Raw genomic sequence first — 22436 nt, 5'->3', positions numbered from 1 at the left:
TGTAGCTTATGAATAAAGAGAAGGTCATTGAAACTATTCTATGGAGCATAGCGTTACCAGGCTTTGCTCGCTTGTCTTTATTTCTTTACTATGTGGGACGCCTGTCATGATTCAGTTAGGAATGGTATTACTTATGCATATCTTCCATTTGTCTTCTCCGCGATTTTCGTTAAGGTGGTGCTAATATTATCTCCTGACTTTGTATTTCTGGGAAAGTTATGGGTCCAGTATGGCTACCAATGTTATTTGTGATACCGGGTGTAATAATTGGATTGAAAAAAATAATTAATCACTCCTAATAAAGAAAATACATTTTCTCATTCAGGAAAAATGGTATTTTTATGTTAACGAAATTTATGTAATCGTTCTATACGTGTTGTGGTGAAAAAAGGGTCTAAAAACTGAATGGCACCCAAACAATTAAGTCGGTGTCATAGATTCTGCGGATAAGTTTTATCTAAAAATTGTTATAAATTATATTCCCATAGTCCTAGTTTTCCTTTAGCTGGAATAAACTCATCCAGTAACTGCATGTCCTGAACTTCCCAAGCAAAACCTCCCACTTGAAAGTCACCTAAAAAATAGTCATTACCTGATACAATTCTTCCATCCTCCAGGATTGCACTCGTCTGGTTGTTTTCAGTCACCATCAAACAATTTTCCAGCCTGCATACCGCAATGATCATGCCAGTTGGAAGGTTCTCTTTTGTGTACCCATGCTTTCCAAGCAACGCCTGGATTGCTACATGGTTGCAGACAGCCTTATCTATTTTTTTACTTGTGTGAATCGCCAATGGCCCTCGATAATTCGTTCTCCATGTCCTTGTTTCATATTTGGCCTCACGAAGGACAAAAAGACTTGCCCAAGGCTGAATCATTGATAAAACCTTCATTCTAACGGCCTCCAACCGATAAAAGTTTACTTTGTTTATAGTGTTTCCCTGCAGAATAATTTTATCAGCATAGACATTGAAGAAACATCCATTTCTAATTATGGGAAACCACATTGTTTTGCAGTTTCATTATCTTTTGTCTTCATATAAATAAACACAAACAAAAACGGAATATAACAATAAAGAAAATAGAATGCAATTTTTGAATAGATGTTATCTTTTTCGTTAGATAAATTAATTAATGCAACCTTATTATAATTTTCCTTGATTTGCAGAATCGCATATCCTTTAAGTAATTTTGTTTGGATTGCTTCAATGTTGTCTGTAATAACAATATCCTCAATTGGGATAGTCTGCTTAATATCATCAATTTTCTTTATATAAGAAAAATTCAATATGCCTTTTAAGCCCAAATTCCCTGTCGCCAAATTGATTTTGACTTAAATATTTCTTTATACAACTGTCCGGTATTTATGAAAAAGATGTTATTTTTTCGTTCCCTTAATAAGGACATCGTAAAGAGAAGCCCTGTTTGTTCATTCGCATTCTCTGATACCCATATAATAATTGGAATATTTTCTGGGATAGAAACTAATCGGGAAATTTAATAATCGTGAGGACGACTGCCTATTTTCTTATTAGTTAAAATTGATGAATTGAAAGTTAGTATAATTGCGAACCCTAAGCGAAATGTTGAATGGACTTCCACACTGTCTGTTATTATTAGATTATTGGATAATTCAACTCGTAACTTGGGTAGCAATAGTATGGTGGTCTAAGTGCTATTTTAGACATTGGCCAGGAATCCTCCATATAGACCATCTTTACTTTTTCATTTGAATGGTTTACTAGCAATAGCTTTACTTCTGGATTAAATTCATATCTCAAAATGGTAACCCCCTTCCATTAGGAATGTGTGGATTCTCCCCCATCAACATGAAGAACTTGACCAGTAACAAAACGAGAATCATCAGAAGCAAGATAGACAAAGGTTGGTGCGAGTTCAAACGGATGGGCAACTCGTTCCATTGGATTAAATGCTCCATATACAGCGACTTGGTCTGACGAGAAACTTGCTGAAATAAGCGGGGTCCAAATTCGGCCTGGGGCGACGGCATTGACTCGGATCCCTTGTTTCACGACATTTTTAGCCAAGGCACGTGTCCAGCCAACTATTGCGCCTTTTGTGGCCGTATAATCAATCATTTGCTGCTCACCTACATACGTCACCACTGAAGAAGTGCCAATGATTGAGCTGCCTGGTTTTAAATGAGGAAGCGCAGCTCTTGTTGTGTAAAAATGAGAGTATATATTAACTTTGAAGGTGTCATCGAATTGCTCATCTGTAATGTCAAGCAGACTTAGTTGTTGGAATTGGATACCAACGTGGTTACAAAGAATATCGAGACGGCCAAACGTATTTACTGTTTGTTCTACAATGGAGATACAGTGTTGTTTGTCCCGCAAGTCACCAGGCATTAGAAAACAACGTTGTCCGAGTTGTTCAATCCTCGTTTTTGTTCTATTTGCATCCTCATGTTCATCTAAGTATGAAATAGCAACATCTGCGCCTTCTTTAGCAAACGCAATTGCTACTGCTGCACCAATACCACTGTCACCCCCTGTAATAAGTGCTACTTTTCCTGTTAACTTTCCACTCCCTTTATAGTTCGGGTTTTCGATAATTGGAAGGGGTACCATAAATTTTTCCACTCCGGGATGGCTCAGCTGGCGCTGTTCAGGTAAACTTATCGGAATTTCTTCGTAACGTGTGATTTTCCCATAGTTAGGGTACATGGGATAAGGTTGAGTTTTCATGTTCGCTTTAAACATTTGTTGCATTTGCTTTATTTGTTCTAATTGACGACTTTGATCCTTTTGATCCATGGATACCTCCTATAGAAATAATTTTCTTCTATAGAATGTTTATGTTGTTCAATACAAATATAGTAAAAAAAGTGTGAAAAAAGTTGTTTACTTTCAACACAGAAGCGTATTCTTCTCTCAAAAGAGACACCTTTTTTCTTTATTGAACTGACCTTTAGGCGCCACCAGATAGTTAATTGTTCAGTGGTTGCTCAAAATCGTGATCCTCCTCGCTTAAAAATGGATTTTTCCCTATTCTGCCCCTTTTTTACTGCGTCCGAAAACCCTCTAGCTTACTTTTTTGGCAAAGTATAAAAGTGATGATTAGATAGAATACTGTATTAGTCAGTGGTCTAATAACATTTCGGAGGAAAAATGCCAATGAATACAAAAGAGTTAAGAAATATCCATGCCCTCGTAACAGGTGCTTCAAGCGGCCTAGGATTTTCCATGGCTGAGGCTTTGCTTCACGCTGGAGCCACGGTGGCGTTAGCTTCTAGAGTTGGAACTAAATTGGATCAAGTAGTAGAGAGGTTAAAGCGCAAGGGTTATCCTGCTGTTGGAATTCCTTTGGATGTTCGATCAGAACAATCCGTCAATCAGGCGGTCGAATGGGTGAAAAGAGAATGGGGGAAGCTGGATGTTCTCGTCAATAATGCGGGAATTGGGATGAGGACAGTAAACCCGCGTTTTTTAGTCGAGCCTCAGCCATTTTTCAAAGTAACACCAGAGGGTTTTCGAGATTTAATTGATACCAATCTCACAGGATATTTTTTAGTAGCTCGAGGGTTTGCTCCTTTAATGATGGAACAAGGTCATGGGCGAATCATTAATATTTCTATGAATCATGAGACTATGAAAAGAAAGGGTTTTGTACCTTATGGGCCATCGAGGGCAGCCACTGAATCACTCTCATATATAATGGCAGAAGATTTAAAGGAATATGGAATTATGGTGAATATGCTTTTACCGGGTGGTGCGACTACTACCGGGATGATTCCGGACGAAGTTCGAAAAGAGATTGAATCAAAATTCCAGCTATTAGATCCACGGGTTATGGCCGAACCGATTGTTTTTTTAGCCTCAGCTGCTGCAGAGGGAATCACAGGTGAAAGAATAGTTGCCACCGATTTTCAAGACTGGCTTCTCAAAAGAAAATAAGTTTTTAATCACAGGGAAGGATTCTTTTCTCTTTGAAGAAGTAGAGCTGTCCCTGTGCTTGTTTTTTATATTTTATGAGATGTCCGGCTCCGGCGCGGTTATAAGCAAATCAGTCAAGAAGACTAAAGAGCAAACCTTCTCGCCAGCTTGTCCAGACTCACGCCTCTCATCTACGCGCTTCCGCGTCTATTTTTATTTGGTATGCACTTTCTTTTAATTTTTTCCTAATTTATTTTTTAATAAGGTACAATGCGATGAAAGCATTGAAGTATATATTAGCAGACTACGTTACCAGAGGTAACAATTCTAAAAAAATAGCCTTAATTACAGCAACGTCTTGTTTAGCATTTAGGTGTGATTAATCAATTACTTCTATAATTGTTTTGCCCTTACGTAATATGTAAGGGTTATTTTATTATTAAACTATCCTGCACATTAGTTGAATAACTCTGACATTCTGCTTACTTATCTTAGTAATATTAACTTAGTCAAAGTGGAACAATAGTCAAAGCTATATACTTGAAAAGGAGTTAAAAATGCAAAAACAAAACATCTTATTTAACCTTGATGATACATTATCATACTGTAATAGATATTTTAACCTAGTAATAGACGAGTTCGCTGACCAAATGATGGCGTGGTTTGAATCGATTACCGAGGAAGATATAAAACAGAAGCAGCTTCAACTTGATGTTGCAGCGATTAGTGAGCACGGACTAAAGTCAGATCGGTTTCCTGAGTCATTTGTTGGTACTTATAAATACTATTGTGACTTAACTGGGAGGGAAAAGAAAAAAGATGAAATCCAATATTTAAGAGAGTTGGGTTTTAAGGTATTCGAGATTCCTGTTGAACCTATTCCGTATATGAATGAAACTCTACAACGTTTAAAAGAAGAGGGACATGAATTATATTTGCATACAGGAGGAGATGAGGCTAATCAACACAGAAAAATTACCCAGTTAGAATTGACTACATATTTTGAACATCGCATTTTTATTTCGGAACATAAGGATACAACAGCTCTATCCGATATTTTAAAAACCATTAAGGCTGACCCTTATGTAACATGGATGGTTGGAAATTCATTAAGAACGGATATTGTCCCAGCTCTGGAAACGGGTATCCATGCAATATACATTCCAGCAGAAAGTGAATGGAAATATAACCTGGTTGAAGTTAACGTTGAGCATAGCAGTCTTTTTATAACAGTAGATTCACTTCAAGAAGTTCCTGATGTAATTTATAAACGTATCCAAGATCCAATAATGTAAGTGGATAGAAATAACCTTATTTTAAGAGCAAGGTTTAGTATACCCCACCTTTCTTGAAAGTGGAAAGGCTTCTTAACCCGCCGAGTTCCGTAGTTGGAAAATCGGCTTTTTCATTTAAATTTGTGAAGAAATATACTTAAACTAAACTGCCACGTTAGCGGAACAAGAAAAGCGACTGCTCTTATTGAACAATCGCACTCGTTAGTTGAATTGCATTCTCTTTATATTCTCTATTGGAATTCCTGCTTCTATATAACTTCTTATTAATTTCCAATCTTTAGAACTATCTTTTTTAAAGGTCTGGAAAAATAAATTTGCGGTATTTAAACCCTCACCTTGCATGAGAATAGTTGCAGATATTATAACCAACATCTCATCAGCTCTTAATGGAATAATAGAAATTTCATTCAATTCCCATTGGGCGTTATTTTCTTTAACAAACTTAAACCCTTGTTCCCAACCAAGTATTGATTCATCAAACTCAAAATCAACAATCTCTCCTCCGGTAATTTCTCTTCCCTTGTAATTATTTGATATTAAATCACTAATTTCTGTTAATGAGCAAGAACGCCAAGCATCTAAAAAAGTGTCAAGAAATTTTCTAAATTGATTATCCATAATATCCCCCTAAATCTTCTTTTATCATTAATTCTATATTACAAAGTAGTATTCCTTTATTGAACGATCCTGCCCGTTAGTTGGAATCGAGTAGAGGGAGCCTTCCTCCAGTTAAAGAGTTGGTTTGGTCGCTTACTCATTTCGATATTTTGGGGAGGTACTCCTTTCTTTAGTTTAGTCTTGAACCTGTAGGGCTCAGATTTATGAAATTAATTCGAATACTAAAAAATTTTGTATAAAATTTTTCAAACTAGCAAAATTTAATTATTGTTGAAGTTTTATTTCAATTCCAAACAAATTTCATCACCTAGGAGGTATTTTTATGACGCAACAAAACCAACAGCAACAACAAATGCAACAAGCTGTTCAATCTGCTCAACAAGCGCAACAAGCTGCTCAGTCTGCACAACAAGCTGCTCAATCTGCTCAAGCAAGTGCTAACACACAACAACTTCAACAAGCTCAAAAAGCTCAACAAGCTCAACAACAAGTCCAGCAAGCTCAACAAGAAGTCCAACAAGCCCAAGCTACAGCTAAATCGCAACAAAACAATTTGCAATAAACGGAAAAAGGATCTTCTACTCGAAGATCCTTTAATACTGCTCATAATCAAGAAAAACAATTCGTTTTTTTTGTGATTATTAGCGAGAAGTATATCCTGCGTCTACATATTGTAGTGCCTGTTACATAAGAGGATGCATCAGAGGCTAACCAAAGACTGGCTTGGGCGATTTCTCTTGGTTGTCCAAAACGATTGAGTAAACTTATTTGAGGGGCATATTCTTCTTCTGTGAAACCAAATTGTTCTAATGCACCACGAAGCATTGGCGTATCTATTGCACCTGGGGTCACCGAGTTAACACGAATGTTAAGTGGACCATTTTCCATTGCTGCCACTTTTGTCATCCCAACTACACCATGTTTTGCTGCAACATAGGCAATATTATTTGGCTGTGGACGGAATCCACTAACAGATGAAATGTTAATAATAGAGCCACCATGTCGTTGTTTTTGCATTTGTAGTAATTCGTATTTCACACAAAGTGCAGTTCCTGTTAAATCAACTGATCTATTATACTCTATATGTCTAGCTATTTTATTTTTCAATATAAGTCTACTTGTAATCATTTATTGGTCCTTTATCCATTATCACTTCTACCATATTCGAAGACCTAGCTGGAAAGAAGGTTGTGGTGGTTAATGGATCACTAGGGGATTTATATTTAACAAAAAACATCCCAAGCGCTCAGTTAACTAAATTTGAGATGAACACGGAGGCTCTTCAAGCGTTAAAAGATGGGCGTGCAGACGCATACTTGCAAGATAACGTGGTGCTTTACTACTGGGCACGTCAAAATCCAGAGTTCCAAGTACTTCCTGAAAAAATTGAACCTACTCCGTGGGCACCTGCAGTGAAAGAAGGCAATAAGGAATTGAAGGACTGGGTTAACAGTGAATTATCAAAACTAGGTAAAGAACAATATCTACATAAATTGTATGAAGAATATCTAAGAAATGAGTTAGGACCTGAATTAGATCCAGACGACTTCGTTATAGAGAGCAGCAAATAAAGATAAATGAAAATTAAAGAAAGTGCCTGTCACTACCCATAATTTGTTGATATATGTCGACATTATCCGGGTGGTGCTAGGCACTTTTTTTGGAGCCCACTTTGTACTCTGTAAAGGAATTAATACAGAAACTACTAATCTTATGACTATTATTGAGCTATTATTTAAATAACATTTTCCAAATAATCTTTTAATTTTACTGACAATCCGCCATTGCCAAATTTTAATTTTTTCCCTTCTGAAAAATACGAACGAGGTTAGTTTAACAAATCATTAGAGGGTTTTTTCTTAAAGTAACGGATTCTTTAAACAGTTTTTTTAAATTGAGAGTGGGAAATTATTATGTTGTTTCATAATCATAATGGGGAATTTAAAAGTTCGAATGTTAGAAGAAGATAATGTCCTGTTAGCAAAATGGCTCTCAGACCCATCGGTTCTTGAGTTCTATGAAGGTAGGGATAATCCATTTAATTTAGACAAAGTGAATGAAGTTTTTTATCCTCCTGAAGATGAGGAAGTTAGAAGCAACGTTAACCTAGAATATCAGAAAGTGCACTTTTTACATCTGTAAAATGAAAGGAGTAATTGTGGTAAAGTGCTTTTTGAGGAAGTACTCGCTGCCCTTTTAATACAACCTGACTCATTTCACCAAGTGCCACTTTTAATAAAAACTCAGGCACACGGAGCCAATGTGGGCGGTGAAGGACGTCTGATATTGCCCTTCCGAATGATGACATGCGAATTGGATTAGGAGAGGTCACATTCAACGGTCCATCTATTTCGGGTTTAATTATGGCGAAGTAAAGCATCTCAACTGCATCTCGAATGTGAACCCAGGAAATCCATTGCATTCCATTGCCGATTGTCCCCCCAATACCAAATTTATACGGCAGCACCATTAGCGGTAAGGCACCCTTTTGACCAAGAATTATACCGAAGCGTGCGAAGACCGTTCGAATGCCAAATTCTTTGGCCGCAGCCCCTTCATTCTCCCAAAGCCTTACAACTTTTGCTAAAAAATCATTTGCATCACTTTTTGAAGTCTCATTAAACGTCTTGAAGTCTGACATCCCGTAGTAACTTAAACCTGAGGCGTTAACAAGAACTTTGGGCTTGGGATTAAGATGTCCTAGAATTCGGATTACCTCTTTTGTGGCTGTGAGACGACTATTCAAAATAGCCTCCTTTTTACTTTTGGTCCATCGCCCGCCATTGATTGATTCCCCGGCTAAATTGACCATTGCATCCACATCCTCAAGTTCGTTTTCAGGCTGATTATCTTCAGAAAGCCATTCAACATAATGAACGAACTTATCTGTTCTATTAGTATCAGGAAGACGTCGACGTCGTGTTAATATGGTTACCCGATGGCCTTTTTGAGTCAACAGGTGTGTTAAGGCTTGACCCAGAAACCCGGTTCCTCCTGTTAAGACAACATGCAAATTACTCGCCTCCAGCAACTATCTTTTTATGATGGATTAACTTATCGGTTAAATGAGGAAAAGCAGCCATGTTATTCGAGAATGAAATGCTGACCAAGTAAATAAAAGAGTGAGGTCCAGTTAGTGAATAAAATAACGGCCTAAGAGATTGCCAACAAGAAAAATCGGGATCATTAATAGGCTGACGGGAATACTTGCGAAAATTAAATGCCCGTCAATCAGGCCGCGTTCGAAAAAACTGTAATAGGCAATAAGACAGTAAGGGATGAGGAGGAACAGCGCCGTTATGATACCAGGTGTATAGCCTTTAAAAAAGATGGACTGAACAATATGCATGGTCGCCTGCAGAATAAACAAATTGAGAATTGCTGTATATAAGAGAAAGCCCCCTCCGTTCAAGGAGAAATGGGCAGTCATCAATGTGGTGAATGAGATAATCAGCAAAATCCATGTAGCCGAAACAGAAAGTTGGGCAGCGGTCGAACCTAATTTTCGCCTCATTTTTAATGTTAGTTCGATGAAGGGAGATTTTTGAGAACTATATTTGTATTTACTCATGGAAGATTCAATGGCTATGATCTCTTCTAGGTCATGGAAAATAAAGATGATAGGGAACAACCAAATGACTGTATGAAGGTCGAAAAATTGGAGAAATGTTTCAAGCATCTTTTACCTCCTGCTTGTTGGAAAGAATTTGTATTTCACCAAGACTTTGTATGGTTGTAGTTTTGTTCAGTGTATGGGACAGGATGTAAAAATATGCCAGCCTATATGTTTTATTACTCTATCTAGCATCCCTAGCTTCCAACTCGCCCTGTTTTTAACTCCCTTCCGCTAAAGTTTTATAATGCGCCAGGGCCAGTAATGGAAAAACGTATTCATAACAATGATAATTGAGATAAAAGGATCCCGCCATTCCCCTTCCTTTTGGATAGGTCTTTGTCCAATCTTTTTCTTTTCTGTCCACTAAAAAAGCTGCACCGTGTTCAATTTCAGGTGTGACATCAGTCGCGGCCGAGATAAGTGTGTCAAGGGCCCATGCGGTATGAGTACGGGTACTTTCGCGGAGCGGCACATAACAATTATCGATATCACTCTTACAGGATTCTCCCCAACCTCCGTCTTGATTTTGAATGGCTTTTAACCAGTTTACAGCCTTCTGAATGGATGGATGATTAGGGGAAACCCCAACCGCAACCAATCCAGTCACAGCCGCCCATGTGCCATAAATATAGACGCCCCAGCGCCCCACCCAAGAACCATCCGAATTTTGATTCTTTAACAGCCAACGAATCCCACGTTTCACCCTAGGATGGTGAAAATCCAAATGGGTATAGTTCCCAAAAAACTCTAATGTCCTTCCTGTTAAATCAACCGTTGACGGATCAATCAACAAATCTTTTCCGCCCTCAATCGGTAACAGGTTTAATATTTTCTTGTTCACGTTCTTTTCGAATGCTGCCCAGCCACCGTCATTGTTTTGTATGGAAATGAGCCAGTTGATTCCCCGATCCCAAGCCTGCCGACGCTCTGCCTGTTCGATAGCCAAAGTTCGAATCGCTCTTAGTGCTGCCGTTGTGTCGTCAATATCAGGATGGATTGTATTCATGTCAGCAAAGCCCCAGCCTCCAGGCAACAGGTTCGGTTCATGAATGACCCAATCCCCGTATTTGATATGTTGACGGGAGAGGATATATTGGTTTGCCTTCTGGACGGTATCCGCTGAATAGAGGACACCGGATTCTTGCAGAGCATAACTAATTAACGTCGTGTTCCATACCGTAGCCGTCGTATATTGGCAGTGAAGTTCTCCGTCAATATGGCAGGTCATCGCTTTTAATCCTTGCACGGCACGAGTAATCACCGGATGTGTAGTTGGATACCCCCTCGCCAGTAAGGCATAAATCATGAGAGAAGTCGTGCTGAAATAATTTAAATAGGTGCCGTCCGGTTCTATTCGGTCTAGCATATATTTTTCTGCACGAGATAATGTCAATTCGCGAAGGTTTCCATGGAATTTCAGACTCTGTATCCCTTGTTTAATCAGATTGATCACTGAGCGGGCCTCTTCTGCCTGATCCTCTGAAAAAAAACGAATATTTTTTTTTTGAAATAAATCGGAGAGATTGGGCGATCGAGGCGTTCTCTTACGAAAATTCGTATTGGCGAGAATCAAAAAAGGGATAATGTTCGCTCTTCCGTACACGGAGAGGTCAAAAAGATTGATGGGAAAGGAGTCTGGTAAAAGCATCACTTCAATATTAATAGGGAAGTGCGGCCACTCACATTGTCCTGTTATGGCCAACATGATTTTCAAAAACATATGGACTTCCGTAGCCCCTCCATTGGCCATAATAAACCGTCTGGCTGCCTGGATTTCCTGGTCTTTTCGATCGCGGTAACCAGAATAAAGAAGGGCATAATAAGCTTCCACTGTGGCTGTCAGATTTCCTTTTTCTTCGTCATGAAACAGCTTCCATGACCCATCTTCCTGCTGTTTTCCTGCAATTCGTTTCACCAATTCTTTTATGAATTCCTCATCATCTATCTCCAATGTCCTTAATAGGATAATCATACTGCAGTCTGTTGCAATTCCGGTCTCGAAGGGATATTGCCAGGACCCGTCAGCTGATTGGTCCTTAATGAGCTGATCGGTGATTCGGTTGATTTCCGCATTTACCCGATCCATCATGATACCCACCCACTTTCAAAAACTCACTATGTATTCATATTCATCTAGCAATATGAATATTCATTTATTTAATGAGTAAAAAAATCAAAACAATTAGTCACAATTTTAATAAGAAAAGGAGCACAAATTTCGCGCTCCTTTTAAACTTTCTTTTTTTTTGACGTGCAATCCCATATGTTCAAATTACTTTTGCGTGCTGGTAGATTTTTTGAAGCCATTTTTGCCGAGTTTTATAGGTAGAATGTTTAACAGACGTTAATCGAGTTCTTTTGATATTTTTAATGCCGCAGAACTTTAAAATGTAATCTCTTACAACAATCCATTCGACATTTTTTCTAAACAATCGAATAAATAAAGAGGGAGCATCGATGGTGTAAATAACCCATGCCGATTTATTCTTCAATAACCCTTTCGGAAATGCTCCTTTGTGTTGATACGCAAATCCGGAAACAAACACGCGATCAAAAAAGCCTTTTAAAATGGCTGGTACACCATACCACCAAATCGGGTAAATGAAAATTAACTGGTCAGCCTGCTCAATTTTTTTTCGATACTTTTCAGTATATGGATCATGGATTAAATCCCTTGGTTTATGCTGATTATCGATGACTAAAACAGGATCAAATTTCTCCGCGTATAAATCAATTAATTCAAATTTCCGTTTGGCTTCCTTTAACCCTTTCATAACGTTCTCTAATATCGCATGATTAAGGCTATCCTTATTTGAGTGGGCATAAATAATTAAGGTAGTCATATGGTCCCTCCATTAATAGATAATGAATTTCCCCTGGGCCAATACTGGCGGTTTTAGACATATCATATTCTAAGTAAATCGCTAAGTTTACATCCTTTGGCATTTTATGTTAACTTGTTGACGACTGCTTCTTACTTCTGACTCTCTTTCCGCGACTTTTAGAGCATGATTCTTATGATCTTGTTGAATCCGTTGAAATTCCCTTTTTAACTCTGGGTCGGTTAATTTTTGTACACATTTTCAGGGCTATTTATAGACTCTTTTTTTATTTTTGGGACAAACATCCACACTCGGAGACAAAACCATTCATAGTTTATCTAAATGAGTAGAAAAGAGAGGAGAAGAATTCATTGGTGGGGAATGATAATAAACAAAAACAAAAGCCAAATGAAGAAAAAATTGTGGAAGAACAAATCATCCCTTTAGAAAAATACAATTTAGTTCACAATTGGCAACTCATAATGCAATTCAATTTTGCTTTATTTAAAAACAATGATGAATTTGTAATTATTAATAATAATGATGAATATATAGCTCGTTTTAGCATTACCGATGTAGGGGTAATCGAACTAAAAAAAACCTCATCTGAATTACCTCCGAAGATTGATTTTAAGAATAAAATGATTAGGATACCTAATTATTACAGAGCACGGTGAGTAATGAGTATTTATAATATAAAGGTTATTTCGGGGGAATAAGCTGATATAAGAGGGCTTTACAATATCACATCAAACGCCCAACTTGCAGCTATTGCCTTTTTAATTCGAAAAATAGCTATAAGTAATCAGGATTGTGTCATTTTTCTTCATGAAAAGATTAAAAAAACTCTCGAAGATATGGAGAGAGAAGGAGTGGATATTGTATTCTCGTCCTTTTTCCCTGGCTTCGAAAGATGGCTTGAATTACCTAGAATAAATGAAGTATTATCTGTTATAAACCGAATGAAATATTTGAATTTTATTCAGCTTGAGCCCTCTGAACACCTCTAATTACGACATAAATATTGATTATCTTGATAATCAAATAGTTAAGTTAATAAGTGAAAAGAAGTAGTTACATTGAACAAGTTTAAAAATTCAAAAAGGATACTGAAGATGTTAAAGCACCACAAAGAGTTGAAACTGTAAATAAACAAAGGTAAATTACAAGAGCAATACAATAGGTGGTCGGAAACGTATTATATCCTATATATTCAGCAATCGGGCGCGATTGTGGAATAAGTGTCACTTTTCTTATTAAACTAACGGGTGATTTAAAACAATAAAGAAAAAAATTAAAGAGCCAAAAATATGCAAGTTTTTATGCACTACTTGCGCATTTTGGCTCTTTTTGCGTTTATAAGAGATATTGCAGTATTTAGCATTATTTAATTGCCAAATAAAGGGATTGATGCGGGGGAATATACCAATGCATTTTATAGGGACGTATTAGTGAAACATTGCGTTTGATGCTGTCACACCTCGAAGTGCCAGGTTTCATTGGGCCGGACCTTCCATTTCTTTAGATAAGATAACCACGATTTTTGGTGATTTCACCAGGGGACACCGCATATAAAAGTTTACAATAGATTGAATTTTTAGTAGGCTTTTAAAGTAGATAGGAAGTCAATTGGGAGGATTAGTTCATGAATGATAAGTCAAGCAAAAGCGGCAGCGTAGAGAAAGCTCTTGAAATATTAGAGTGCTTTGACCGAAAGAATCCATTTTTAACTCTTGACGCAATTTCGGAACGTACGGGATTTTCTCGCTCTACGGCATTTCGAATGATCTGTTCGCTTGAGAAATTTGGCTATATCAAAAGAAAACAAACAAGCGGTGAAGTACAATTTTCACTTGGTTGGGGCTTTATTGAAAAAGGCCATCTTGTCGTAGAACAAATGGATCTTCGTGAGGCAGCGCGCGAACACATGATGGACCTTCGTGACGAGACGGGGCTTTCCGTTCAGCTTGCAATTAGAGATGGTCTGGATGCAGTCTATATAGATAAAATAGAGTCATTGAAACCGATTCGGGTTTACCCGGAGATTGGAAGAAGGGCTCCCTTGTATGCGGCAGCTTGTCCTAGAGTGCTATTGGCCTTCCTCCCTGAAAATGAACAAACTAAACTGCTAAGCAAATTTGCCTATCGGCCGATTACCGAAAAAACTATGAATAGTATAGAACAGATTCAACAACAACTTCAAACGATTAAAGAAAAGGGATATGAGATTAGCAAGGGCGAGTTGCATGAAGGCACTATAGCCATCGCAGTGCCAGTCTTCGACCATTATTATTCTGCTGTAGCATCTCTTAGTGTAATTGGTTTGGAAAATGACTTTAGCGAGGGAAGTATACAGCAGATTATTGAAGCATTAAATAGGTGCTCGGCAAATATCTCGTTTAAATTAAAGGGAATGTAGACCCATTGGATATCTGTTTTCCAATCTTTAAGAATTGGAAAACAGATATCCTTTTTATTTTGAATTTTAATTTACATAATATTTCTAATGTTCTATAATGTTAATATTCGGAATAGTCATTTCAACTAATGAAATGGATGGTTTTTAATACATTTTTATAAAGGGGGAGTTTGCTTGGAGAAACAGAAGCTAAACAGAACGCTATCTTTTTGGGATCTCTATTCTTTAGGTGTTGCCGCTCTGATAGGAACGGGGATTTTCGTTTTGACCGGAGTCGCAGCAGAACCAGCGGGTCCGGGTTTATTTCTTAGTTTTATCATTGCGGGTGCTATTGCTACATTTACGGCGTTATCGTACGCTGAGCTGTCCTCGATGTTTCCGAGTGCGGGAGCTAGCTACGAGTATTGCCGACAGGCCTTCTCCACATTAGGTAAGGGAGTAGGCGATCTTGTAAGTTCGGTAATTGGTTGGACTCTTTTGACTCAATATGTTGCAGTAGGGGCTGCCGTTTGGCTTGGTTTTGGGTTGTATGCTCGTTTCTTTGTCCCCAATCTTTCTGTAACCGTATGGGCATGTATTCTCGGAGTTCTTACGATTGCGCTTTTATATCGAGGAATTGCCATTTCCAAAGGGGTTATCAATCTCCTTGTTGTTTTTAAGGTGTTTGCTCTGATTTTGTTCATTGTTCTTGGGTTTATGCATCCTCAGCTGCCTGCACCGATTCATCAACAGCCATTTTTGCCGCATGGAATCGCTGGATTAATAGCAGCTGCTGCGATCATTGCCTTTGGACAAATTCATATTGATGCCATCACAACCGTTGCAGAAGAAGCAAAAAGTCCATATCGCGACGTACCGCGTGCTACAGTTTGGGCCATTTTTACTGTGGTAATCCTCTATGCTTTAGTCGGTTGGGTATCCGTTACACTTGTCCCAACAGATGTTCTTCCAACATTAAAGGCACCATTGGCTTCTGCTTTAGAGGTAGTGACCTCTGGCTGGGCTTCAAGTTTTGTTGCCGCAGCTGGGGTGGCAGCTACGATCACATCTGGATTAGGCTGTATGATCGGTGGACCAAGGGTTGGATGGGCCATGGCAAGACGGGGACAAATTTGGTCATTTTTTGGAAAAATACATCCAAAGTTTAAATCGCCAAGTACAGCCACCCTCGTAACTGGTATCTTTGCCCTATTGCTAACGCTTACCGGAAATTTAGGACTGGTTGCTTCAGCAGGTGTCTTTACGGCATTGGTTGTCTTTATAGGAGTCAACGTATCCGTCATTATCCTTCGATTCAAAAGAAGAGATGTGAAACGGCCTTTCCAGGTCCCCTTTGGTATCCTTATCCCTGTACTAGGGATTGTGGGAACCTTGATTGAAATGTACTATCTCAAACCACAGGCGATTCTCTGGGGGAGTATTTGGCTGTTAACCGGGGTTGGAGTTTACTTCATTTTCCGTGGAAAGAAAGAGGAAATGACTGAAGATGAGGCAAAGGCCCAAGAAGCTTAAATTAATAGACTAACTAAGGAAAGAAGAGGATGATCAATGAAAAGTGTATGGTTGCAGGAAAATAAATGGGAAGATGTTGAACATTATTTAGAAAATAAAAAGACAATTCTTGTTCCTTTCGGTAGTGTAGAACAGCATGCTAAGCATTTGCCTATGGGGACCGATTCCTTAGTGGCGATTAAGGTAGCAGAAGATGCAGCTGCTCAAACAGGAACATTAGTGGCTCCCCCTACTTGGGTAGGATGGGCACCGCACCACATGGCCTTTCCGGGAACGATTACCCTTCGTCCAGAAACACTTACGAATGTAGCGATGGATATTATTCAAAGCTTGGTTTATCACGGATTTGAAAAAATTATCTTGATAAATGGCCACAGAGAAGCGAACCTTCCGCCGCTCAAAATTGCCGTTACGAAACTAAGAAATCGAACTGGTGCTTTTATTGCCATTGCCGACCCTTTTTATATTGCCGAGCAGGTGGGAAGAAGAATTCGTCTGTCCGAAGCAGGTGGAATCGGTCATGCTGCCGAAATGGAAACTTCGCATATGTACTATATACACCCGGAACTATGTGAAGAGGAAAATGCAGTAAAGAATGTTCATCAGAAACATCCGTTCCTTCAGCATGACCCTTATTCAGGAGGAGATCGTGTCTTTGTTCCTAGTGATGTTGCAGCATACCGTGAAGGCTCCATGAATATAGGTGTAGTTGGGGATCCTACTGTTTCTACTAAAGAAAACGGAGAAATCTACCACCATGAGCTTGTTGGAAATATCGTAAACTTTATTCAATATTGTGAGGAAGAGGTACAAGTTACACTTCGTAACCAAGAGATTCCTTTATGATGTCTGTCACGCCCGACTAGGTAAGAATTATCTTTATTAAGCAGCGGGTATTATATCTCAAAAAAGTATAGTCTTCTCATTTCGAGAAGACTATTTTTCTTGGATTAATTGCTCAACTGCTGGAACATCCGCCGGTGCCCACTTGAGCGAATCTAAGTTTTGTCTTTTTAACCAGATCAACTTTGAATGCTCACTTGGCGTTGGTGTTCCTTTAACTACTCTACATTTAATTGAGATCAAACTTAATAATAAATGTGTCGTATTCATGGGTGTTGTCATTAAAAACTTCATTAAATGTCTCAATTTTACAGCCCAACTCTTCAGCAATTTCCCTTTTTAGTGCTGAATAAATGTCCTCATTTGCTTCCACTTTTCCACCAGGAAACTCCCACATGTTTGGAAGCGACATTTCTGGAGATCTAAGTGCACATAGAATTTCTTGCTGGTCGTTTTCAATAATGGCCGCAACCACTTTTACAAGCCTTTTCAAGATAAGCCTCCTATACTATACATTTCACTAGCTATTATGGCTCCACTTTTGGTGGATAGATGCTGCATTGGTCATTTTTTGTTTATTTTTTTTCGAAAAATTGACTTTAATCAAAATCCTAATAATATCTTCGAATCACTTTTTAAAAACAAGCTGTTTAAATACTAATATATATACGAAATTTTAAATTGTGCTTATTCAACAAACGGGCCATTTAATCGAATAAGGATTATTTAGAATTGGAACCGTTATCCATCAAGTGGGTTAGTCCAGTTTACGCAAGCTCAATTTTGATGTATCATGAATAAGAGGTTGTCCAAATTTTTCCAAAGGAGCTGTTGAATGATGTCAATTAGTTTGAACCCGTATTTGATTTTTGACGGTAACACGAGAGAAGCGATCCATTTTTACGAGAAAGCGCTTGGCGGGAAAGTGATGGGTATCATGACGTTCGGAGATATGCCGGCGGACCCGAATCATCCGTTGACGGATGACATGAAGGATCGCGTTATGCATGCACACTTGAAAGTCGGCGACGCGGATCTCATGTTCACCGATACGTTCGCAGGCATGCCTTATCAGCCAGGCGATACGATTCAGATTGCCATCCATCCCAAAGAAGAGGCTAGAGCTAGAGAAATCTTCGCCGCTTTGGAAGACGGCGGACAAGTCATTATGCCTCTTCAGAAGACGGATTGGAGCCCCTTGTACGGGCAAGTAAAGGACAAGTTCGGCGTTACTTTCCAAGTGAATGTCCCAGGAGAGCAACCGCAGTAATAGCAAACATACTTCCGTTTCACCAACAAACAAAGCCTCCTGTTCGCGAATGGACAGGAGGCTTACTCAGTTGCAATTACAATGGTTGTGTGGCTAATGAGTAAATCATACGAGACCAAGTTTCTTCAATAATCGGGCGCTTTTCTTGAATAAGAAGGCGCCTTTTTGTATTCTACTGGATTCTGAAACTACCGTAAAAAGGGATTGGAGCTTGGTTTAAGGAAACGCACGTAATCTGACGCAATTAAGGCGGTTAATCCCATAATCCCGTGCTGCATCCCGATACACCGCACTTATCGGTTGGGGGATCATGTTAAGCACCCGATCAGATAAATAGACGGAAAAATTCCGCTTAATTAGTAAGTAAAATCAAAAATAGCTTAAATAGACGGAGAAATTCCGCCTATTGACTCGTAAAACGTGAAAATGGAGGATTTTGCTTTGAATAATCGGAAAACCTTCCCTTAATTACCCCGAAAAGAGCTCCATTCTGCATTTAACGGAAAAATCTCCGCTTATTTTACTTTCGATAGTTACTAGGTAAAACGGAGGGAAAAAATGTGTAAACATCCATTGATCGTGAATACAGAATGGTTAGCGGAGCGGTTGGAAGATCCAAATTTACCTGGAATGCGCTTTTTCTCAATATGCTTGGTCAAAAAAACGTAGCCGTATTGACGGATCGATGAATGAGTGGACAAGTAATCCTGACTGTCCGTTGATTACCGTCAGCTAAATCTGAAATGTTAGGATGAGAAAATATATAAAGTGCCAGTCACTACCCGTAATTTGTTGACTTTTGGTCGACATTATTCGGGTGGTGCCAGGCACTTTTTTAATGACCTTTTTTTGTTCCAATCAAGTCTTTATAGAAATTACGTTTTTGCTATATTTCAATAAATTTTATTGAGTACTACTCGTGAACTATAAAAAAATATTTTTCGAAAATTCTACCGATTAAAAAAAAATGCTTATAACAACTGAAAATAAAGAGGATTTTCTTCTAATTATGGGAAAAAACACATTAAATTGGTGAGGGTAAAACTTTTCATAATAGTTTGACAATAATTCTTATTCTAATTTATGTTAAAAGTATCATAAAAAATATGAAAATAGTGAAAACAAAGTGAGGGATTAAAGCAATGGAGGAAAATAGTCCGATTTTGACGGAAATGCATGATGGAGTATATGTGATTATTCTGAATAGACCCAAACAAAAAAATGCATTTAATAAATTAATGATAGATCAATGGGTTGAAGCCTTAGAGAACGCTAAAAGGAATGAAGACATTAAAGTCATTTTAATTACCGGAAATGAAAGCGCCTTCTGTTCGGGCGGAGACCTAAATGACATGAAAGCCGACTTATCGCCTGCGGAAACGAAGGACTATTTATGGCGAAACGTTCATCGAGTGGCGCTAACGATACATGATATTGATAAGCCGATCATTTGTGCCATTAATGGGATAGCTGTTGGTGCTGGGCTTGATATGGCCCTTATGGCAGATATAAGAATCATGGCGGAGACGGCTAAAGTATCTGAGGGGTATATAAATGTCGGTTTAATACCAGGAGATGGCGGAGCCTATTATTTGCCAAGAATTGTAGGATACTCCAAAGCCCTGGAACTCTTATGGTCAGGTGATTTTATCTCTGCAAGTGAAGCAAAAGAGATAGGATTAGTGAACATGGTGTATCCATCTGAAACATTTTTCGAAAAATCACTAGAATATGCTAAAAGAATAGCTGCTAAACCTCAAATTGCTGTGCGGCTGATAAAAAGAACGGTGAAGCAATCCATTAAATCAGACTTATCCAGTTCCCTAGATTTAGTATCTTCCCATTTTGCTATTGTTAAGTCTTCGGAAGATCACAAAGAAGCCGTAAATGCATTTCTACAAAAAAGAAAACCTATTTTTACCGGAAAATAAAGGAGGATTCACTTGGTAAGCATCGCTGAATTTAATACCCAATCTGACATTAGAGAACTAAGATCAGCAGTGAGAGAATTTATAAAAGAAGAAAAATTGAATGGAACGTTTACTGTTAGGTGTGATGCAAGTATTTCTGGTTTTTCACCAGAGTTTAGCAAAAAGTTGGCTAAAAAAGGTTGGATTGGGATGACGATTCCCAAAAAATATGGTGGTCAGGAGAAAAGCAATTTAGAGAGATATGTTGTTTTAGAAGAAATTTTATCAAAAGGTGCACCGGTTTCTGCCCACTGGGTAGCAGATAGACAAACAGCACCCTTGTTGCTAAAGTTTGGAACGGAAGAACAAAAAATAAAATATTTACCATCCATTTGCAAGGGAGAATTATATTTTGCTATCGGTTTAAGTGAACCAAACTCAGGAAGTGATTTGGCATCAATATCCACAAAAGCCGAAGACAAAGGAGATTATTGGCTTTTAAATGGAAGTAAGATTTGGACAACAGGTGCACACCATGCACACTTTATTCTTGTACTATGTAGGACTTCCCCCAAGAATGAAAAGAACAAATATGAAGGTATGAGTCAAATTATAGTGGATTTGAAGTCACCAGGCGTAACCATCAGACCTGTCCATCTAATGACGGGGGAGCATGAATTTAATGAAGTATTTTTTGAAGATGTAAAAGTGCCAAAAGAGAATTTAGTTGGGGTTGCGGGAAATGGCTGGCAACAAGGATTAACAGAATTAGCATTTGAAAGAAGTGGTCCCGAGAGATTCCTTAGCACGTATCCATTACTAGAAGAATTAATCGAGATCGTAAAATCTGAAGGGAATGTGCAGTCTGATTTACAAGACTTAGGCTCTTGTATTGCCAGTTTAGTAACTTTGCGAAAAATGTCCTTAGAGGTCGCGTCTTTATTGGAACAAAAAAAGACACCAAACACAGAAGCCGCAATGGTAAAAGATCTCGGAACCCAGCTAGAAAACCGAATTATTCACACAGCTAGAAATACTGCATCCATCTACCCTTCATTAGATTCAGATAAAAGAATCGAGGTTTATGCTGCACAATCTATTTTACATTCTCCAGGATTTACCCTAAGAGGTGGAACGACAGAAATTTTAAGAACGATTATTTCTAAAGGGGTGATGAATAATGGATGAAATGGAATTAATATTGAAAGAATCTTTTGAAAAGATCCTTGAAGACTTTTGTGATAATGATTTACTTAAGGAATCTGAAAGCAATGGAGTCCCCACTCAATTATTAGAGACGTTAGAGGAATTTGGAGTTTATTTGATTGGAATAGATGAAGCTGAAGGGGGAAGTGGATTTGAGAAAAAGCATGGGCTGGAATTAGCTATTATCGCTGGTAACTATGCTCTCCCCATCCCATTTACCGCTTTACTATTTCGTAATTGGATAGCTTATCAGGAAAAACTAGATTCAAAGAGCCACCTTTCTTGTGGACCGTTTGACCAAAGAATAAAAATCAACTCGGAAGAGGAGTATTTGGCTAACGGTAAGATTGAAAATATATATGGATATACAAAAGGGAACGATGTTTTAGTAATAGGAACCAATGAACGCGGGGAAGAAAATTTAGTTTTGCTGGACGCTAGTCAATTAGATTTTAAAATAAAACACAATTTAGCTAATGAACCAGTCTATTCGTTTGAGCTAATCAATCATTCACCCAAACTAGTTAAATTAATTAATCCATCAGTGGTTAACTATTATTTTTCATTGCAACTGTTACTTAACTTAGCTGTTGCTACTGGTGCATTAAAGAAAATAGTTGAATTAACAATTGAACATGGAAATACTAGAATTCAATTTGGAAAGCCGATTAGCAGCTTTCAAATGAATAAAAATAATCTTTCTATTATGGCAGAATCGGTAAAACAGGCAGAAATCATGACACGTACTTGTATTGAATCTCTCAAGGATGAAATGGATCAACAATATTATTTAGAGTTGATGGTTGCAAAATTAAAAGTTTGCGAGGCAATAAGCACAGCTACAGCAATTGCCCACCAGATTCATGCAGCTATGGGGTTTACACAGGAACACATACTCCACTACTACACAAGAAAATTATGGTCCCTAAGAGACGAATATCAATCTGAATCGTACTGGTCGCAAGAAATCAGTCGTTTTGTCTTAGCTGAAGAAAAAGGCTTATGGGAGATTATAACTCAATAAAG

General features: G+C 38.2%; 23 protein-coding genes and 1 pseudogene. 13 read left to right on the top strand and 11 right to left on the bottom strand.

All coding sequences use genetic code 11. The annotated features are described in order from the left end of the window. Positions 1–467: 467 nt before the first annotated feature. From KHA99_RS17550 to KHA99_RS17535, 4 genes are all read right to left on the bottom strand, one after another. Positions 468–893: an ASCH domain-containing protein gene (locus KHA99_RS17550; RefSeq protein WP_213118735.1), complete on the bottom strand. Its 426-nt coding sequence runs from the start codon at positions 891–893 to the stop codon at positions 468–470. 98 nt (positions 894–991) lie between these two features. Continuing rightward, a complete protein-coding gene (locus KHA99_RS17545) occupies positions 992–1306 on the bottom strand; it encodes a hypothetical protein (protein WP_213118734.1) in 315 nt (104 codons plus the stop codon). Beyond that, positions 1297–1479, bottom strand: a complete 183-nt coding sequence (locus tag KHA99_RS31555; protein ID WP_372447615.1) for a DUF1835 domain-containing protein — start codon at positions 1477–1479, stop codon at positions 1297–1299. Before KHA99_RS31555 ends, KHA99_RS17545 begins: the two co-directional genes overlap by 10 nt. Positions 1480–1799: 320 nt before the next feature. After that, complete coding sequence (locus KHA99_RS17535; protein WP_213118733.1) at positions 1800–2780, bottom strand: SDR family oxidoreductase; 981 nt, start codon at positions 2778–2780, stop codon at positions 1800–1802. A gap of 360 nt (positions 2781–3140) precedes the next feature. Between KHA99_RS17535 and KHA99_RS17530 the strand changes: the two genes are divergently transcribed. Further along, a complete protein-coding gene (locus tag KHA99_RS17530) occupies positions 3141–3920 on the top strand; it encodes an SDR family NAD(P)-dependent oxidoreductase (RefSeq protein ID WP_249366719.1) in 780 nt (259 codons plus the stop codon). Positions 3921–4456: 536 nt separating this feature from the next. Next, positions 4457–5194: an HAD family hydrolase gene (locus KHA99_RS17525; protein WP_213118731.1), complete on the top strand. Its 738-nt coding sequence runs from the start codon at positions 4457–4459 to the stop codon at positions 5192–5194. Between the two features lie 201 nt (positions 5195–5395). On the opposite strand, the gene KHA99_RS17520 is transcribed toward KHA99_RS17525, so the two are convergent. Next, positions 5396–5812, bottom strand: a complete 417-nt coding sequence (locus KHA99_RS17520) for a flavoprotein (protein ID WP_213118730.1) — start codon at positions 5810–5812, stop codon at positions 5396–5398. Between the two features lie 322 nt (positions 5813–6134). Here KHA99_RS17520 and KHA99_RS17515 point away from each other — a divergent pair, with 322 nt between their 5' ends. Further along, entirely contained in the window at positions 6135–6374 is a 240-nt protein-coding gene (locus tag KHA99_RS17515) for a hypothetical protein (RefSeq protein WP_213118729.1), read from the top strand. A gap of 47 nt (positions 6375–6421) precedes the next feature. On the opposite strand, the gene KHA99_RS17510 is transcribed toward KHA99_RS17515, so the two are convergent. Continuing rightward, positions 6422–6940, bottom strand: coding sequence for an SDR family NAD(P)-dependent oxidoreductase (locus KHA99_RS17510; protein WP_249366718.1), 519 nt, complete (start codon positions 6938–6940; stop codon positions 6422–6424). Between the two features lie 65 nt (positions 6941–7005). Here KHA99_RS17510 and KHA99_RS17505 point away from each other — a divergent pair, with 65 nt between their 5' ends. After that, complete coding sequence (locus KHA99_RS17505) at positions 7006–7383, top strand: type 2 periplasmic-binding domain-containing protein (protein ID WP_372447610.1); 378 nt, start codon at positions 7006–7008, stop codon at positions 7381–7383. 530 nt (positions 7384–7913) lie between these two features. Here the strand turns inward: KHA99_RS17505 and KHA99_RS17500 are convergent. The 4 genes from KHA99_RS17500 to KHA99_RS17485 form a co-directional block, all read right to left on the bottom strand. Further along, positions 7914–8825: a TIGR01777 family oxidoreductase gene (locus tag KHA99_RS17500; protein WP_213118728.1), complete on the bottom strand. Its 912-nt coding sequence runs from the start codon at positions 8823–8825 to the stop codon at positions 7914–7916. A 120-nt stretch (positions 8826–8945) separates the two neighbouring features. Next, the gene (locus KHA99_RS17495; RefSeq protein ID WP_213118727.1) at positions 8946–9491 is read right to left on the bottom strand and encodes an HXXEE domain-containing protein; all 546 of its coding nucleotides are present in this window, start codon (positions 9489–9491) and stop codon (positions 8946–8948) included. Between the two features lie 154 nt (positions 9492–9645). Then, positions 9646–11517: a squalene--hopene cyclase gene (gene shc, locus KHA99_RS17490; protein ID WP_213118726.1), complete on the bottom strand. Its 1872-nt coding sequence runs from the start codon at positions 11515–11517 to the stop codon at positions 9646–9648. A 178-nt stretch (positions 11518–11695) separates the two neighbouring features. Next, entirely contained in the window at positions 11696–12271 is a 576-nt protein-coding gene (locus KHA99_RS17485) for an NAD(P)H-dependent oxidoreductase (protein WP_213118725.1), read from the bottom strand. A 350-nt stretch (positions 12272–12621) separates the two neighbouring features. On the opposite strand from KHA99_RS17485, the gene KHA99_RS17480 reads away from it, so the two are divergent. The 5 genes from KHA99_RS17480 (at position 12622) to KHA99_RS17465 (ending at position 17027) form a co-directional block, all read left to right on the top strand. After that, the gene (locus tag KHA99_RS17480) at positions 12622–12927 is read left to right on the top strand and encodes a hypothetical protein (protein ID WP_213118724.1); all 306 of its coding nucleotides are present in this window, start codon (positions 12622–12624) and stop codon (positions 12925–12927) included. A gap of 48 nt (positions 12928–12975) precedes the next feature. Next, the gene (locus KHA99_RS31550) at positions 12976–13260 is read left to right on the top strand and encodes a hypothetical protein (RefSeq protein ID WP_372447614.1); all 285 of its coding nucleotides are present in this window, start codon (positions 12976–12978) and stop codon (positions 13258–13260) included. A gap of 635 nt (positions 13261–13895) precedes the next feature. Beyond that, positions 13896–14669 carry an IclR family transcriptional regulator gene (locus KHA99_RS17475; protein ID WP_213118723.1) on the top strand — a complete coding sequence of 258 codons (774 nt, stop codon included), beginning with the start codon at positions 13896–13898 and terminating at the stop codon, positions 14667–14669. Positions 14670–14843: 174 nt separating this feature from the next. Further along, complete coding sequence (locus tag KHA99_RS17470) at positions 14844–16181, top strand: APC family permease (RefSeq protein ID WP_213118722.1); 1338 nt, start codon at positions 14844–14846, stop codon at positions 16179–16181. 36 nt (positions 16182–16217) lie between these two features. Further along, positions 16218–17027, top strand: coding sequence for a creatininase family protein (locus KHA99_RS17465; RefSeq protein WP_213118721.1), 810 nt, complete (start codon positions 16218–16220; stop codon positions 17025–17027). Between the two features lie 90 nt (positions 17028–17117). Here the strand turns inward: KHA99_RS17465 and KHA99_RS17460 are convergent. Next, a pseudogene (locus tag KHA99_RS17460) lies at positions 17118–17517 on the bottom strand ((deoxy)nucleoside triphosphate pyrophosphohydrolase). Positions 17518–17862: 345 nt separating this feature from the next. Here KHA99_RS17460 and KHA99_RS17455 point away from each other — a divergent pair. From KHA99_RS17455 to KHA99_RS17440, 4 genes are all read left to right on the top strand, one after another. Further along, on the top strand, positions 17863–18294 hold the full coding sequence (locus tag KHA99_RS17455) for a VOC family protein (protein ID WP_133340421.1): 432 nt from the start codon (positions 17863–17865) through the stop codon (positions 18292–18294). Positions 18295–19436: 1142 nt separating this feature from the next. Next, positions 19437–20225, top strand: coding sequence for an enoyl-CoA hydratase/isomerase family protein (locus KHA99_RS17450; RefSeq protein WP_213118720.1), 789 nt, complete (start codon positions 19437–19439; stop codon positions 20223–20225). Between the two features lie 12 nt (positions 20226–20237). Continuing rightward, entirely contained in the window at positions 20238–21392 is a 1155-nt protein-coding gene (locus tag KHA99_RS17445; protein ID WP_249366717.1) for an acyl-CoA dehydrogenase family protein, read from the top strand. Further along, entirely contained in the window at positions 21385–22434 is a 1050-nt protein-coding gene (locus KHA99_RS17440) for an acyl-CoA dehydrogenase family protein (protein WP_213118719.1), read from the top strand. Before KHA99_RS17445 ends, KHA99_RS17440 begins: the two co-directional genes overlap by 8 nt. Positions 22435–22436 lie beyond the last annotated feature (2 nt).

Origin of the sequence: Neobacillus rhizophilus (assembly GCF_018343535.1) — a bacterium.
Taxonomy (GTDB): domain Bacteria; phylum Bacillota; class Bacilli; order Bacillales; family Cytobacillaceae; genus Neobacillus; species Neobacillus rhizophilus.
Note: the sequence above shows the minus strand (reverse complement) of the source record. Positions and strands in the feature narration are given on the sequence as shown.